The organism is Bradyrhizobium sp. CCBAU 11357 (genome assembly GCF_028128865.1).
Classification (GTDB): Bacteria; Pseudomonadota; Alphaproteobacteria; order Rhizobiales; family Xanthobacteraceae; genus Bradyrhizobium.
Window position 1 is genome coordinate 72,394 of the sequence record NZ_LBJW01000008.1, and the last position, 15,797, is coordinate 88,190.

Annotated in this window: 10 protein-coding genes and 1 pseudogene; 5 read left to right on the forward strand and 6 right to left on the reverse strand. The window is 59.6% G+C overall.

Features of this window, described 5'->3' with window-relative positions; translation table 11 throughout:
- Positions 1-34: 34 nt before the first annotated feature.
- From XI05_RS01460 to XI05_RS01485, 6 genes and pseudogenes are all read right to left on the reverse strand, one after another.
- A complete protein-coding gene (locus XI05_RS01460; protein ID WP_271498206.1) occupies positions 35-1,375 on the reverse strand; it encodes an adenylate/guanylate cyclase domain-containing protein in 1,341 nt (446 codons plus the stop codon).
- A gap of 525 nt (positions 1,376-1,900) precedes the next feature.
- Positions 1,901-2,931, reverse strand: a pseudogene (locus XI05_RS01465) (IS110 family transposase).
- 178 nt (positions 2,932-3,109) lie between these two features.
- Positions 3,110-6,427: an adenylate/guanylate cyclase domain-containing protein gene (locus XI05_RS01470; RefSeq protein ID WP_271498208.1), complete on the reverse strand. Its 3,318-nt coding sequence runs from the start codon at positions 6,425-6,427 to the stop codon at positions 3,110-3,112.
- 224 nt (positions 6,428-6,651) lie between these two features.
- Complete coding sequence (locus XI05_RS01475) at positions 6,652-7,155, reverse strand: c-type cytochrome (protein ID WP_271498210.1); 504 nt, start codon at positions 7,153-7,155, stop codon at positions 6,652-6,654.
- A 22-nt stretch (positions 7,156-7,177) separates the two neighbouring features.
- Positions 7,178-8,449 (reverse strand): sulfite dehydrogenase, encoded by a 1,272-nt coding sequence (soxC, locus tag XI05_RS01480; protein ID WP_271498212.1) that lies wholly within the window; start codon positions 8,447-8,449, stop codon positions 7,178-7,180.
- Between the two features lie 386 nt (positions 8,450-8,835).
- A complete protein-coding gene (locus XI05_RS01485; protein ID WP_271498228.1) occupies positions 8,836-9,546 on the reverse strand; it encodes an ABC transporter substrate-binding protein in 711 nt (236 codons plus the stop codon).
- Between the two features lie 107 nt (positions 9,547-9,653).
- On the opposite strand from XI05_RS01485, the gene XI05_RS01490 reads away from it, so the two are divergent.
- The 5 genes from XI05_RS01490 (at position 9,654) to XI05_RS01510 (ending at position 15,777) form a co-directional block, all read left to right on the forward strand.
- On the forward strand, positions 9,654-9,977 hold the full coding sequence (locus tag XI05_RS01490) for a hypothetical protein (RefSeq protein ID WP_271498214.1): 324 nt from the start codon (positions 9,654-9,656) through the stop codon (positions 9,975-9,977).
- A gap of 502 nt (positions 9,978-10,479) precedes the next feature.
- A complete protein-coding gene (locus XI05_RS01495) occupies positions 10,480-10,962 on the forward strand; it encodes a hypothetical protein (protein WP_271498216.1) in 483 nt (160 codons plus the stop codon).
- Between the two features lie 442 nt (positions 10,963-11,404).
- A complete protein-coding gene (locus XI05_RS01500) occupies positions 11,405-12,373 on the forward strand; it encodes an ABC transporter substrate-binding protein (RefSeq protein WP_271498217.1) in 969 nt (322 codons plus the stop codon).
- Between the two features lie 394 nt (positions 12,374-12,767).
- Positions 12,768-13,751, forward strand: coding sequence for an ABC transporter substrate-binding protein (locus XI05_RS01505; RefSeq protein WP_271498219.1), 984 nt, complete (start codon positions 12,768-12,770; stop codon positions 13,749-13,751).
- Between the two features lie 226 nt (positions 13,752-13,977).
- A complete protein-coding gene (locus XI05_RS01510) occupies positions 13,978-15,777 on the forward strand; it encodes an adenylate/guanylate cyclase domain-containing protein (protein ID WP_271498221.1) in 1,800 nt (599 codons plus the stop codon).
- Positions 15,778-15,797 lie beyond the last annotated feature (20 nt).

Sequence of the window (15,797 nt, forward strand, 5' to 3'; positions counted from 1 at the left end):
TCGGTGCGTTGACCGCATGACGGGTGAAGACGTGCTAGGTCGTTACCGCACGGAACAGACGCCATTTGTCGGGCACGCCTTTGAGAATGTGGCGGCCGCGCTCCTCAAACGTCAATCCGGAGCCTGCCACGAGATCGCGAACCGCCTGTGAGACCAGAACTTCACCCGGGGCAGCTAGCGCCGCCACACGTGCACCAATATGCACGGCAATGCCAACAATATCGTGAGCGACGAATTCGCACTCGCCGGTATGCAAACCGCAACGGACCTTCAGATCGAGTGGGCGCACCGCGTCGCCGATTGCGCTGGCGCAACGCACAGCGCGCGCAGGGCCATCGAACGTGGCAAGGAAACCGTCGCCGGCGGTATTGACTTCGCGGCCGCGATACTGGCCGAGCACGCCCCGAGCTTTGGCATAGAACGCATCCAGCAGCACGCGCCAGGCGCCGTCGCCGAGAGCGGCCGCGCGCTCCGTCGATCCCGCAATGTCGACAAACAGCACAGTTGCAAGCACCCTGTCCGGCTCCGCTGCTTGCCGATGCCCGGTGACGAACTCTTCGACCTCATTGATAATTGCATCCTGATCGCCAACCCAGACCATATGGTCCTGACCGCTGAGCTCAATCAGTTTGGCGCAAGGAATCTGCTGCGCCATGTAGCGCGCATGCTTCACGTCAATGACGCGCTCATCGGTGCGATGCAAAATCAAGGTCGGCACACGCGTCACGGGCAGGATGTCCCTGACATCGATCTCCCGGTTCATGCGCATGATCGCCGATGCCGCGCCTGGGCTTGCCGAGGCCCTGAAGTAGGCGGCAGTTTGCTCAAGTGCCTGCTTATTGCCAGCGAGGCTAGGCGCCCACATCAGCAAACTCATCGCATCTGCCGAACCCCAATGGTGCTCAATGTCATCGAGGAAAGCGCTCCACTGCGCATCGGTCCACGCGAATGCGTAGTCAGGGGCCCACGAGCGTCGCGCATAAGTGCCACAAAGCACCAGAGCTGACGTGCGTTCGGGATACGTAGCTGCATAGAGCAGCGACATCGGACCGCCCTCGGACACGCCAAACAAGGTGGCCCGCTGAGAACCAACCTGGTCCAGCACCGCCTGCACGTCGTGCATCCGCTGTTCAAGCGTGAAGATCTGGGAACCGCGATCGGACATTCCGGTGCCGCGCTTGTCGAACGTGATGACCCGCGCAAACGTTGCAAGCTTGCGGAAAAAGGAAGCGCGTGCCGGCGATTGCCAGAGCGCTTCGACATTGGAGACAAAACCTGGGACGAACAGCAGGTCGCGCGGACCGTCGCCCATCACCTGATAGGCAATATGGACGTCGTCACTTTTGACATAATGAGTGGCCGGGATGTCAGCCATGGTGGCCTACTGCGTGACAAACCGCGCGGCGCGAGTGTCGCACCTCATTCCGCGTCAGGCTAGCGAAATTCGGTGGAGAATTTGGCTGCCGCCCACCCGTAAGTACCGGCGCGACTGGGGGAACCCAGGGTCACGCCAGGTGCGGCCGCGATGTGCGTTTCGGGTCAAACGCGACCGGTCCGGCCGATCTTGCTCACCCTTTGATGTCGGCTTCGTCCCGAAGCTACCGAGTTGGTGCGGCGATGCAATGTGACGCGATGGGCCATGTGTGGACGGCTCCGGGTTGGCAAGGAGAATCTTCACGTCGCAGGATTGGTCGGAGCAGCCATGTGTTCGGCCTGTTTGCGCGGTACCCATGACCGCTGGCCATAATGCCCTCCGCGGATCAGGTCCCGGTCAAAAGCACGCATTCGAGATGCGATGGCCCAAGTGGGGTGTCCTGATCGCCGGATCGACCGGCACTGCATTACGTGCTGTTCGCCCTCCCAACCGTTACGTCACGCCGGCGATGTCGGCGCGATCTCTTTAGGCCGCCAGCGCGGCCGGTTCCTGGTAGCGTTCGTTCCTCGCCATCATCGCCCAGGCCATCCTGGCGAGCTTGTTGGCAAGCGCGATGGCCGCGACCTTGGTGGGCCGCCGGGTCAACAATCGCGTGAGCCATGGCCGATGATCGGTGCCGTGGATCTTGGCGTAGCGGATTACGGCGAGCGCGCCAGCCGTGAACAGGCTACGCAAGTAGCGATCGCCCTGCTTGCTGATGCTGCCAAGCTTGTCTTTGCCCCCGCTCGAACTCTGCTTTGGCACGAGACCAACCCAGGCCGAGAAGTCCCGCCCGGATCGGAAGGCTTTGGGATCGGCAATGCTGGCGACCAGCGCTGTTGCCAGCGCCGGACCGACGCCAGGGATCGCGTCCAGCCGCTTGCTCGTCGTGTTTGATCGATGCCAGGCGATGATGCGGCGGTCGAACTCCAGGATCTGGGCCTTCAGCGCGCGCAATTGACCGCCAAGAGCAGCAAGGCACATCCGGGCGACCTCCGGGACTCGGTCTTCGGCTTTATCGGCGACGACTTCCAGCAGTTGCTCGACGCCTCGCCGCCCAACAGGGGCGACAATCCCGAACTCGGCAAGATAGGCGCGGATCGAGTTGTGATCGCGGTCTGCTGGCGGATGAAGAGGTGGCGCGCTCGGTGAAGCATCAGACAGCTCTGTTGCTCAACTGTCTTGGTCGGCACGAACCGCATGTTGGGCCTCGTCACCGCTTCACAGATCGCCTCCGCGTCCGTAGCGTCGTTCTTCTGCCGCTTGACGTAGGGCTTCACATAGGCCGGAGGCATCAACCGCACCGTATGCCCCAACGCCTGCAATTCACGGGACCAATGGTGCGATGATGCGCAAGCTTCGATCCCCACCAGGCATGGCGGCAACTTCTGGAAAAACGCCAAGACGTGGCGACGCCTCAACTGACGGCGTAAGACCACCTGGCCGGCTGCATCAACGCCGTGCACTTGGAAGACCGACTTCGCAATATCAAGGCCAATCGTCGAAATTGACTGCATAGGCTGCTCCTCCGAATCGTGGGAGCCTTAAAACGGCACCCACTCCTTGGCACTCTCGTGCCGGTGGAGGAGCCGTCCACAGCATCATGAGCTGACTAGTAATGAATGACCACCTCTGGCCACAGCGTCATAATCGGCGTTCCATTCGCGGAGCGGCCCCCCAAAAATCCGTCTACACTCACATCACGTTTCTTGCTGGGGGGTCGGGGCTGGAAAATTCGCGCAAACGTGCGACTGCAGGACGTATGCCAAGCCGCTGGGCCTCAGCCAGCACGCCGTCCAACGTGGATGTCCTCTCCTGTCCGCACCGGCCATGTCGACCAATGGCGCGTCCATATCGGACAAAGAAGTTGGCCCAGGGCAACGGCTCCGGCCGTGTATAATTCTCGAGCGCCGTACTGTAGTGCTCTGCGGCCTTCCAATCTTGCGCGTCCAACGATGCATCGATCGCGTATCGGAAGAACCACAAGTGATTGTGGCTCACTGCGCCTTTGCTGAGGATTTCCTCGCCTTCGATCAGCGCGGCCCGACGCTCGATCGGATCCTCAGTCGTGACTGCAAGGTAGCCGAGGATCCACGGCCCAACGAAAGTGAGCCCGGTCTCGCGGCTAATCGTCAGGGCGCGGTGCAGTAAGTTCATCGCCTCTGTCCTGCTCGTTTCTGCGCGAGCGACCATGGCCAGATCATTGAGGCTCACCGCCTCGAATCGTTTGGCACCAAGCTGCCGGGACAGGGTCAGCGTCCGCTCGGCATGCATCTTTGCACGTCTAAATTCGCCGGTCGTGCGAAACACGTTGCATGCCGCGTTGTGGGCGATGATTTCCGCCCGGTGATGCCCTACCCGGGTCGCCAACTCGATCGCGGCCTGCATTGTCTCAAGCGCGTCAGAGAAATCATTGAGATACACCTGGGTATGCGCGACCATGCTGAGGTTGGCGACTTCGATGCGGCCGGCGCCTGAGGCGCGCGACAGCTCCGCGCATCCGCTGAAGTGCTGATACGCGCTGGCCATCCGGCCGCGCGCGTACTCGGCATCGCCCAAGCCGCCAAGTGCACGAGCCTCCATCTCTGGCCAATTGGCTGCTCTTGCGCAGTTGAGCGCCCGCTCATGCTCCTTCATGCACTCGACGAATCTTCCAAGCGGGAAACAGAGATTGCCGCGCAGGTGGTGGATGCGCGCGCGCTCCGCGAGGTCGTCGATACCCGTCGCAGCTGCAGCCTTGTCCAGTATCGCGAAAGCCTCGTCAAAACGATCGGTCACCCGCAACCCGGCGGCGAGCCCAATCCAGGCTTGGCACCGCTCGATATCGACGTCGGCAACAGCCAGCGCCTGCTCGAAAGCAGCAATCGATTCCGGGATTAAACCGAGGTCGTGCAGGATCTCACCCCGGCGCAGGGACAGCGCGCTCACATCGCTTCGCTTCCGAGCCAGGGCAAGCCCGCGGTCGACAAGACGCAGCGCCTGTTCGGTCCGGTACTTCGCTGCCTCCGCGTGGGCCGCTTCCAGGTAGGCTCGTGGGGCACCCTCATCCTCAGCCCGGTCGAGATGCTGTGCGCACAACGTCAGGTCACGGCTCCTGAACCAATCTGCCGCTCGCCGGTGCAAGTCGCGGCGGCGGCTCCTCAGCAGCGTGTCGTAGACGCCCTCCTGAATCAACGCGTGGGCGAAGAGGAAGTGATCGCCCTGCGGGCGTACCAGGAGATGCCGTACCAAATCGGCGCAATCATACCCGGGCTGGTCGAGCAGAGCTCCCAACGCTTCGACAGTGAAGCGCTGGCCGAGGACCGACGCTGCTTGCAGTGCCCGCTTATCAAGCAACGCGATCCGATCCAAGCGAGCCTGCACCAGACTCCGGATCGACCCCGGTACGCCGCCCGCGGCGCTCTCCTCGGCATGCCGCAACAGCTGCTCCAGAAATAGCGGATTGCCAGCGGCCCGTTCGATGCAGTGCTTGGCAAGCTCACCTAGTGCATCGAGATAGGCCCCCGCGAGCCGGTTGGATTCGCTCGGCTGGAGCGGGCCGAGATCGATCGTCACAGTTAACCGGCCGGCAATTGTCGGGCGCAACGGCTCGTCGAGCGGATCCCGCTCGATCCGCGAGGTCATGACCAGGAGCGCCGGACATCGAGGGACCGTTTCGGCGAGATTCGCCAAATGATCGAGAGTCGTCTGGTCAGCCCAGTGCAGATCCTCAATCGCTAGCAGGCGAGGACGACGGCCGCTCGCGCCGGTGACGAGTTCGGCGACGGTCGCCCGCTTGCCACGGTGTCGGGCGGCGTTGTCCATTGCATCATAGAGCGTGCGCAGCTCGGTCGGTTGCGGCAGGTTCAGGAGATCGTTCAGATATACCCGCCGCTCGCCAGCAAGCATGCCGTCCTTGACGGCGTTCTCGGCCGTTGCCTCGATCTCTTCCCGGCTGCTCCCGCCCGATAGACCGAGCAGGCTGCGGACGAATGAGCAGATTGCGTCCTGGCCGGAGCCCATTCCAAAGTCGAGCACTAGTCCACTGTGGCAGGCGAAGTTTTCCTTCTCTGCCTTCGCCTGCAACTGCTCGAGCAGGCGGGTCTTGCCGATACCGGCCTCCCCGCGGATGTAGATCACCCGGCCGTGTCCCGTGTCCCGACACTGCGCTAGCGTCGCTTCAAGCTGCCGCAGTTCCCGGCGTCGTCCAACAAAGGCCCGACGGCCCAAGCGGGCCGGCTCGCGAAAGCCGCGCAGTCGCCATGCCCTCACCGGCTTCGCAAACCCTTGGATGGCGAGCTCGCCGACCTCCGAGCAGTCGATCCGTTCGGCAAGTGCACGGTGGACTGAATCCGAAATTAGGATCTCTCCCGCAGGCGCCTGATCCGTCAAGCGCGAGGCGAGGTTCACGGAGTCCCCGGTGACCGTATACTCAAGGTGGCGCGCGCTACCGGTGCCGCTCGCCACGACTTCGCCACTGGCAATGCCGATGTGAACGTCAATCGGACGGCCGAGCTCGACTGCAAGCATGGGCAGGCGGCGCCCGATGTCGAGGGCAGCTCGGACGCATCGCTCGGGGTCATTACCATAGGCCACTGGGGCCCCGAAGACCGCCATCACGCAGTCGCCGATGTGCTTGTCCACGGTCCCGCCGTGATTGACGACGCTCGCGTCGGCAAGGTTGAAGAAGCGTTCGAGGAGGGCGTGGACTTCCTCAGCGTCGAGCTCGTCGGCAAGCTTCGTGTAGCCGGCGAGGTCCGCAAACAGGACCGTCACCTGACGCCGCTCGGCCTCAGGTAGGGGCGAAGCCGCCTGCGATATCGATGCCGCGCCCCGGCCTGCCTGCGCCGATCGATCACGCAAGGCGGCGATCGCGGCAAGCAGCTTGCGGCGGTGCCCGACCGAGGCGACGCCCATCCCGATCAGATCGTCGGCCGTTAAGTGGGCGAGGACCTCGGCGTCAATGTCGTTCTCGCGGAACGATTGCTCGTATTGCCCCAGCCCAAGACCGTGCAGCCAAGCCGCGACGTTCATGGGGGCCTCCTGGCCCGGTTCTCCGCAGAGCACCATTGTATTTTAACCTAGCTCAAAATCTCACTGGGCGCTGTGAAAGGTCAGCGCACCCGAGGGATGCGGAGTCGGCTCTGGGTCAAACTGCGAAGTACTCAGGCTGAGCAAATCTAGTCCGCTTAATTGCACTGAGCGTACCACCGCAGGACGAGGCACAACTTCGCTATTGGGCAAGGTCGCGCCCGAAGTTACTTCGGATTGCGCGGGAACGGGATGAACCCGTCCTGGTTCGGCATTCTCACCTTGGGCAGCGACTGCGCATCCATCACATCATTCGATCCGACGATGCCGTTGAGATTGAGGATATAGGCCGATACGGCGTAGATCTCATCCGCGCTCAGGGATTTCGATTCCTGGAATGGCATTGCGCGACGGGTGTAATCGAACAGCGTTGTTGCGTAGGGCCAGTAACTTCCCACAGTTTTTATCGGTGTCTTGTCCGGCGCGAGTGTGCCCATACCCCCCACCAGCGCTCCCGCGAGCGCGACACTGGGATTGATGCCCTTCTCGCCGTGACAGGCCTGACATTTCGCTGCATAGATCGCCTCACCCTCGATTGCGGTACCTCGACCAGGCGGCAGACCTGCGCCATCCGGTCCAATGCTGATGTCCCACGCTGCGATGTCGGCGGGCGCGATCGGTTGCCCGAACTGCGGGACTTGGGCCAGCGCCGCCGATGCGATCGTCAGCATGGATGCGCAGGCTGCAATGGGTTTAAGCGTAAACATTGCTGGCCTCCCCCTTCTCGTCGATGCGCCAGCTTGCGATGGCGTTGTAGTGGTAAATCCCACGCAAGCCGCGCTCGTTGGCGAACTGCGCGCGCGTTGGCTGCACCATGCCCGTGTCGTCCGTGGCGCGACTCTGCAGCACGGCGGGACCGCCGTTCCATTGCCACGCTGCGCGGAAGCGCACAGGGGCCTTTGGCAGGATCGGGCCCTGCAAAGCCGCCGGCGCCCAGCTTCGTCCGCCGTCAGCCGACACATCGACCTGCCGAATGCTGCCGTTGCCCGACCAGGCAAGTCCGGAAATCTGGTAGAATCCCGGCCCTCTCAGGGCGAGCCCCGGCGACGGCCGCGTGATGACGGATTTGACTTCCATCGGAAACACGAACTGCCAGGCCTTTTCGTTCTTGAGCAGGATCGTGTACTTCGATGTTTCGTCTTTGGTCATGACAGGGCTGGCAGTCAGCTTAAGCCGGCGCAGCCACTTCACATTCATGTTGCCCTCAAAACCAGGCAACAGCAGCCGCACCGGATAGCCGTTCGAAGGCCGCACTCGCTCGCCGTTCTGATAAAGACAGAGCAGCGCATCATCCATCGCCTTGGTGAGTGGGATGCTACGGCTCATGGCGGCAGCATCAGCGCCCTCGGCGATCACCCAGCGCGCCTCTGGTTCGATGCCGGCTTCGTCGAGCAACGTGGAGAGCCGCACGCCAGTCCATTCCGAGCAACCCATCAGGCCGTGAGTAGCCGCCACATTGAGCGGCTGGGCCTGAGGCGCGTTGAGCGCCAGGCTGTTGCCGCCACATTCGATGAAGGCGATACGCGACTGCATCGGATAGCGCGACAGCGCTTCGACCGTAAAGACAAGCGGGCGCTTCACAAGTCCATGGATCACCAGCCGGTGTTGATCGGGATCTATCTCTGGGACGCCGGAATGGCTACGTTCGAAATGCAGTCCGGATGGCGTAATCATTCCTTCGAGCATGTGCAGCGGCGTGCGTGACGCGCCGACACCGGGCGGGTTCGGCGGCGGCGGAAACACTTTGACCGCCTTACTCTCGAACGGTGAGGGCTGGCCATAGCCAGCAAATCCTGCACCCGGCACCTTCATCCATGGCTGCACCGTAAGCGGTTCTGCCGATCCGCGGGACAGGCCCGCGCCGGTCGCACCGACAACGACCGCGCCCTCAAGAAAGATGCGGCGGCTTAGAATTCCATTGTCCGCCGCGGGGTCGCCTGGTTCCGCATGAGTTTTTCTAAACATGGGCAGTACTCCTTCGTTGCGGTCGAACGAACTCGCGCGCGCGCAATGCTCGTGAGACCGGCACAATAGGACTGTCGACTTTATTGAGAGTGCGATGCCTGCCGATGGCATTCCCCGCTGCCATTCGCCTCGAACGGAGACGTCGGCGCGTCCCGTCTCGAAAAGCAGCTCCAAAGAAGACTACAGAATCCCACGCTCATCCAAAAGACCTTCATATGGCCAGGATGTCGCACCAACAATCAGGTCAACACCAATGGCTCCGATGTCCGCGTTGGGTCAAAGGCTGCCCTCGGTGGCTTCACGATCGCTTTCCGCTCGGCCCTCCGAAGCGGACCGTGCGAGGCCAAGAGGGGAAGTCAGCCACGGGCCAGGAGCACACCCCACAATCATTCGATTATTTCGTCAGCTCGAGCGCTTATAGATTGTGAGATGGTCAGCCCAAGCGACTTGGCGGCCTTCAGATTCACGACCAACTGAAATCTGGTGGGCTGAAAAACTGGAATGTCGCCAGGTTTTGCCCCGTTTAGGATTTGGTGCACGTTGTCAGCAAGACGTTGGGCGAGTTCGCCCAGATCAGGCGCGTGCGCCATCAACCCACCTAAGTCCACATAGTCGCGGTACGGATAACAGACCGGAAGACGGTATTTCTCGGCCAATTCAACGATAAGGACTCGTTGCGCCAGAAATCCGCCCCCTTCGTCAATGACGACAGCTTCGAATTGTTGTTGCGTCATCGCAGCGAAGGTGTGGCGGATTTGAGTTTCGTTGAACTCTGCAGGGAATACCCCATTCACAGACATTCCCAAGTGGCTCCCGGCCTGGCGGGCAGATAATCCTGCGTCGTGCTCCCATGCTGCGCGCGCCGACGCAAGGTAAGCGACTTTGGTCAGCGAAGGTATCGTCTCCTTCAAAATTTCCAAACGCTTCCCGGTGATTTCGTTTCCGGCGTTGATGCTCACGCCCGTGAGATTTCCCCCGGGGCGAGCAAGGCTTCTACCTGGTCCTTCCCAGATCGACCTTCCTGCGATCGCAACGATTGGTATCTCCGAAGTGGCCTGTGTAAAGGCCGTGACGAGAGCGTGCAGATTAGTAACGATGACGTCGGGCTTCGGCTCACAATCGCGGCCGTGAGCCCGATCAAATTGTCAGTGCGACCCTCGGCGGAGTAGCGCTCAACGAATTCGACCTGCTCCAAAGCTACACGGTGGCCCCGCCGGGCCCCAACCTTCAAAAGCTGATCCACGGCTTACTTAAGTTGTCTACCGCAGCTCAAGACGAGGTAAGCTCCTACACCTCTAAAGAGAGGGCAGCATACATTTTAGCTCAGGCTCCAGAGTTGAATGTGGGCTGCATCGCTGGCCTGGTGGATGTCGATCGAACAACGGTCTGCCGCTGGACAAAAGAGGAGAAGTTTAATGATCGAGTATCTCAGTTGCGCGAATTCATGAAGTTGCCCGAATGGACGCAAATGCGGCAGAAGGAAAGTAGCTTTCGATGTATTGACGTTCCGCATCAAGTCGAGAAGTGAATTCGCTTAGGGGATACTCCCTCCTCCACATTCCGTTGACCGGCTAATGTTTTTCGGCGCCTCCAACGAAAGCTACGGTTGCAATCTACGATTTTCGTCGTGAGCGTCGGGGGCTGAGACCATGGCGCTCCGATTTACCGCTTGAAAAGTCGAAGCGGTCCCGCGTGCAAGGCCCCCTCGTCTGCTTGCGGCCCAGGGTGTGTAAAAGTGGTCTTCACATAGGCGGACCCATAGGCGACATGCGCAGCATGTGGGAGAGTTGGGTACAGGTGATTGCCAAACTCGCGCCCTACACATCCGACCGCAATTGCAATCGCATCGAGAGTCGGTGAGAGCATGGAGGCGATCGCCGCCTCGCTATATCCACGTTGGCGCGAGCAAGTTCTTGGGAACGGTGACGGTAGAGGTCCTAGCGGTGAGGATGTGTGCGGGTATCTCGCGCGCACATGTGGACAGAAATGAATGCTCAGGCACCTGACTCTTCAGAATGCAGACAAACAGAATGGCTAATTCATTGCGCAATAAAGATAGGTGGGTCCTGGTCGAGGGCCCTGGACCGGGTGAAGCAGAGTTTCTCGGCCGCTGGTTGTTGGCCGCGGCAGCTGCCGATCGAGCCTTACAGGAGCGTTTCAAGCAAAACGAAATATTGAAAGAGCAAATCAGCTCTGTCGAAATTGTCTACCAGATCCGCTTCTCGTCCGCGGCTACCAAGATTCTGGAGCTGTTGATGAAAGATCTTACAGCATTCAGCCTGCCAATCCAGAGTGATTGGATTGACTTGTTTGCTGTCATGGCGGACCTCGGCTTCTTCTGTTTGACGGGCGAGCGCTATCAAATGACTGTCCCCTGCGAGGCGTCGGGCTGCGCCATTGAAGCTTCACTTCTAAAGCTGGCGGCCACAGAGCATCGTTTTGCATTACAGCCAGAACACATGATTCATTGCATTAGCGAGATGGATGGCGACCACGTGGCATTCGAGGCTTAAAAGAATGCCTTGGATTCAGAGAGTGGCCGATCGCGACATTCTGCTGGGAGAAAGTTGATCTTGTCCAAGGCGCGGGTACGGCAACGCCCAACCAAGTTCGTGTTTCCGTTGCTCCGAAGTATGGTGGTACATTTGACCAGGTGAACCAGCGGCTCAGCGTGGACCTTTGCCGGCCTTCCTAGCAACGGCCGCTAGCATTCCGACGAGCTCTGCGGGCGGAGCCGGCGACACGTCGATGGCAGTCCTCTTCAGGCTGGTCACCGCCCTGAAGCGTAGCAAGCCGACGTGTCCGCTGCTGTGCGATAAACCGACAATGGGCCGGCGAGCTACCAGGACCGCTTGTGACTGAAGCCGACTGACCGGGGGTAGAGCAGCCGTGAGCACAAGACCTGCCGAAAGCATGATATTGTTGCAAGAGGTGGTTTTTTGCGGGTTCCGTTACATGAAACGTCGCAATTTCATTACGGCTCTAGCGAGCGCAGCGATTACCTTGCCGTTAGCGGCTCAGGCTCAGAAGTTGAGAACTCCCCGGATTGGCTCCTTGAACCGCCCGAGCGCCGGCACCGAAACGTTCGGCGACGCCTTTCGGCGTGGTCTCAAGCAAATGGGATTTATTGAAGGGCAAAGCGTCGTAATCGAGGGACGTTGGCCCGACGGTGCCGAAAGCTTGCGAGACGCCGCGGCCGATTTGGTACGAAAGCAGGTAGCTGTGATATTTACTGCCGACAATGGCGGAGCGTTGGCGGCCAAGGCAACGACCTCGGAAATCCCGATCGTATTTTTGGTGGGTCTTGACCCGGTTGCGATGGGACTTGCCGCATCCATCAACCGCCCAGGCGGGAACGCCACTGGGGTTTCATTCCGGGTGAGCGCGTTGGATCCGAAGCGCTTTGAATTGCTGCGCGCGCTCTTGCCGAAGGCGTCTCTAGTCGGCGTGTTGGTCAACCCGAATAATCCAAATGCGGATGCAAACGCCCTGAGATCAGCAGCATCTTCCGCAGGACTGCAATTGCTTGTTTTGGATGCCCGAAGCATTGATGAAGTAGAGAGCGCATTTTCACAATTGGCTCAACGTCAGGCCAATGCGCTGCTTGTGACCTCTGATCGCCTTTTCAATCTTGAGCGTCGTCTGATTGTTGATCTGGCTGCCCGGACGGGTATTCCCGCGATCTACCCTTGGCGCGATTTCGCGGACGCCGGTGGTTTGATGAGCTATGGCAACAGCCTCACCGACGCTTTTCGGCAGGGCGGTCTTTATGTTGGTCGCATCCTCAAGGGTGACAAGCCGGGCGATCTGCCAATCTGGCAACCAACCAGGTTCGAATTCGTGATCAACCTCAAAGTAGCGAAGACGCTTGATGTGGAAGTTCCATCAGCTCTGCTCGCATTTGCAGACGAGATCATCGAATAATTTCCCGCCTGCTTGTGGCCCGCGACTGACCTCAGTCCAGAGCGCGACGATGTCCGCTTCCGGGACATGACCGGACCGAGGGCATGCCAGCTGCCGAGGGCAGCCTTTGACCCTGGCTGTGTAAAAACGCGAGAGATCGAAAGACGGCTAGAATTACATTCTTCAGTTCGTTCTCTAAGTTGAATGCGCTTGCGAGGTTGACCGCTAAAGCGGTCTTGAACGAATTACTTATTCTATCGTCGTCAAGCGCCCTGGCGTTTTCACACAGCCAAGACCCATAGCTGCTCTCGGCTACGCTGCGTTTGCGGTGCAACATTTGCGCCCGCACCGAATGCGACGACCGTCGGGACCTGATACTCTACAGTCGTATTCTCGAACTACGATGGAGGGCGGAATGGAGCGACGGGACTTCATAGCGCTTTTCGTGGTTGCGGCGGCGACCTCCATGTCTCCGGCGTATGCAGAGAAAGGAGCGCTTCCGGTAGTTGGTTATCTGGGCTTCGATTCAGCCGAGAAAAGTACAGAACTACTCGTCGCCTTCCGCGAAGGTCTTCGGACCAAAGGTTTTGTGGAAAACCAGAACGTCACAATCGAGTACCGCTTCGCCGAGGGCAAATATGATCGGTTTCCGGAGCTGATCGCAAACCTTGTTCAAGGTCACGTACAAGTAATTGTGGCCGCCACAGGTACGAACGGGGCCTTGGCGACGACGGCCGCAACAAAGACAATCCCGATTGTGTTTGCGATTGCCATGGACCCCGTGTCCCTTGGCGTTGTTTCTAGTCTAAGCAGGCCGGGAGGTAACGCGACCGGCGTCAGCATGTACACTCCACAGCTCGTCGCCAAGCGACTGGAGCTTCTGGCCGAGTTGAATCCCGAAGGCGGCGCAATCGCTGTACTGACTAATCCGACCAATCCCAACGTGGATGTAACCTCGGCAGACGCTCAAGCAGCGGCGAAGTTGCTTGGGCGCCAAATCAGCATTCTGAAAGCGAGCACAGACCAGCAGATTGCCGATGCTTTCGATGAGATAAAAGACCGAAAGTATGTTGCGCTTCTCGTCAACCCAGACGCATTTTACATCGCCCGTCGAGAGCAACTGGCGGCCCTTTGCGACCAGAATCGGATTCCAGCAATCTACGAGTGGTCTCTCTTCGTAAAGAATGGCGGGCTCATGAGTTACGCGCCTCGCATTACTGATGTTTCCCGTCAGCTTGGCGTCTATGCGGGGAAGATTCTGAACGGCGCTGCGCCTGCTGACCTTCCGGTCGAGCAGCCAACCAGATTCGAGTTGGCGATAAATTTAAAAGCAGCGAAGGCAATCGGCCTTTCCATCCCACCCAACCTTCTCGCGCGCGCCGACGAGGTGATCGAATAAGGAGGTAGTTTACTGCGCTGCATGAGTCCGGAAGTGGCCCATCGCTGCCCAGCGGAATGCTTGTTGGGGCGTCGGCTGTCGGGTGTGGAGCGGAAACTGATTGCAGCGGTCCGGACCGCCGATTTTGACCCTAGGCGGACATTTCGACACGGATTGGGGGCTGCTACCCGCTGACAGAGGCCCCCTCCCTGTGCTCTTATGGAGTTGAAAATCGCGCGGGGGTCCCATGACGGGAGGACGACTAGAGCGACGACTGGCGGCAATCGTTGCAGCTGACGTGGCGGGTTACTCGCGTTTGATGGGCCTCGACGAGGTCGGCACTGCTCTTACCCTGCGCGAACACCGCGCCGTCACCGATGCCCTTGTGGCGAAGTATGGGGGGCGTTTGGTCAAGACAACAGGAGACGGCCTGCTACTTGAGTTTCCCTCCGTTATTGATGCAGTCGAATGCTCGATCGCGGTGCAAGCTGTCATGGCTGAGCGCAATGAGGCCGCGCCAGCGGACCGCCGTATGCTGTTCAGGATCGGCATCAACCTCGGGGATATTCTGATTGACGGCGACGATATCCTCGGGGACGGCGTAAACATTGCGGCGAGGCTTGAAAGTGTAGCGGAGCCGGGCAGCATTTGTATCTCGGGTTCCGCCTACGACCAGGTTCGCGGCAAGGTCTCGGCCGCTTTCACAGATTTAGGCGAACAGAAGCTGAAAAATATCGACCGCCCAGTGCGCGCTTACGCTACGAGACCGCAGGCCAACACTGGTACGAGCGTTGCGCAGCCCGAGCGCAAGAAAGCACTTCCGCTTCCCGATAAACCCTCAATCGCTGTTTTGCCCTTTCAGAATATGAGCGGCGACCCCGAACAAGAATACTTCGCCGATGGAATGGTTGAGGACATCATCACTGCGCTTTCGAGGTTCAAGCTCTTATTCGTGATCGCGCGAAACTCCTCGTTCACTTACAAAGGCAAGACAGTCGACATCAGACAGGTCGGACAAGAGCTAGGGGTCCGCTACGTGCTTGAAGGGAGTGTTCGCAAAGTAGGCGGCAAGGTTCGTATAACGGGGCAGTTGATTGATGCGATCTCGGGCGGGCATCTTTGGGCCGATCACTTTGACGGAGGGCTCGACGATATCTTCGATCTGCAAGATCAAGTCACGGCAAATGTAGTAAGCGCCATCGCCCCAAGACTTCAACAGGCTGAAATCGAGCGCTCAAAGCATAAGCCAACTGAGAACCTCGATGCCTACGACTATTATTTGCGCGGCATTGCGCTCTTCGCGAAGTACTCCAAGGAGGCTAACGACGAGGCATTGCCCCTTTTGTCAAAGGCTATTGAACTCGACCCGGAGTTTGCTCCGGCATATGCCGCAGCGGCCCGGTGTTATACGCTCAGGAAAGGATTTGGGTGGACGGTCGACCCCGTGCAGGAAGCAGCAGACGCAAACCGGATGGCACGAACGGCCATAAGATTGGGACCTGATGACGCCTTCGTCCTGGGAGCGAGCGGGTTCGCAATTGCCTATGTCGTTGATGATGTGGAGGGCGGCGCTGCCTACATCAATCGGGCGTTCTCCCTCAATCCCAACCTGGCCCAAGTTTGCGGCGTAGCTGGTTGGATTAGCATTTCTTTCGGACATCCGGAAGTCGGCATCGGACAAGTGGCACGCGCCATGCGCTTAAGCCCTCTGGATCCCGCTCTCGTTACTTGGCAGCTTTGGACTGCAGCCGGTCATTTCTTTGCTGAACGGGACGAAGAAGCCATTTCCTATGCGAGAGCTGTTTTGGCGGAGAGCGCAGATAATCACCACGCACTTGGCATTATCGCAGCGAGTTTGGCTTTGCTTAACCGGATCGAAGAGGCTCAAAAAGTGACTGCCCATATTCGCACAGTATATCACTCGCGCGTTTCCATTATAGCGACCACTAGAATGCCGCTACGCAGGGCAAAGGATCGCGAAAGGTTATCGGAGGGGTGGCGTTTGTCCGGTCTACCAGAGTTGATTGCAATAAAAGGCGACGGCTAAAGGTGGGACAAGTCCGCTAA

Excerpts from the sequence above, each read along its gene's own strand:
- XI05_RS01500 (WP_271498217.1), top strand. The coding sequence starts at position 11,405 with ATGAAACGTCGCAATTTCATTACGGCTCTAGCGAGCGCAGCGATTACC.
- XI05_RS01470 (WP_271498208.1), bottom strand. The coding sequence starts at position 6,427 with ATGAACGTCGCGGCTTGGCTGCACGGTCTTGGGCTGGGGCAATACGAG.
- XI05_RS01510 (WP_271498221.1), top strand. The coding sequence starts at position 13,978 with ATGACGGGAGGACGACTAGAGCGACGACTGGCGGCAATCGTTGCAGCT.
- soxC (WP_271498212.1), bottom strand. The coding sequence starts at position 8,449 with ATGTTTAGAAAAACTCATGCGGAACCAGGCGACCCCGCGGCGGACAAT.
- XI05_RS01460 (WP_271498206.1), bottom strand. The coding sequence starts at position 1,375 with ATGGCTGACATCCCGGCCACTCATTATGTCAAAAGTGACGACGTCCAT.
- XI05_RS01505 (WP_271498219.1), top strand. The coding sequence starts at position 12,768 with ATGGAGCGACGGGACTTCATAGCGCTTTTCGTGGTTGCGGCGGCGACC.
- XI05_RS01495 (WP_271498216.1), top strand. The coding sequence starts at position 10,480 with ATGGCTAATTCATTGCGCAATAAAGATAGGTGGGTCCTGGTCGAGGGC.
- XI05_RS01475 (WP_271498210.1), bottom strand. The coding sequence starts at position 7,155 with ATGCTGACGATCGCATCGGCGGCGCTGGCCCAAGTCCCGCAGTTCGGG.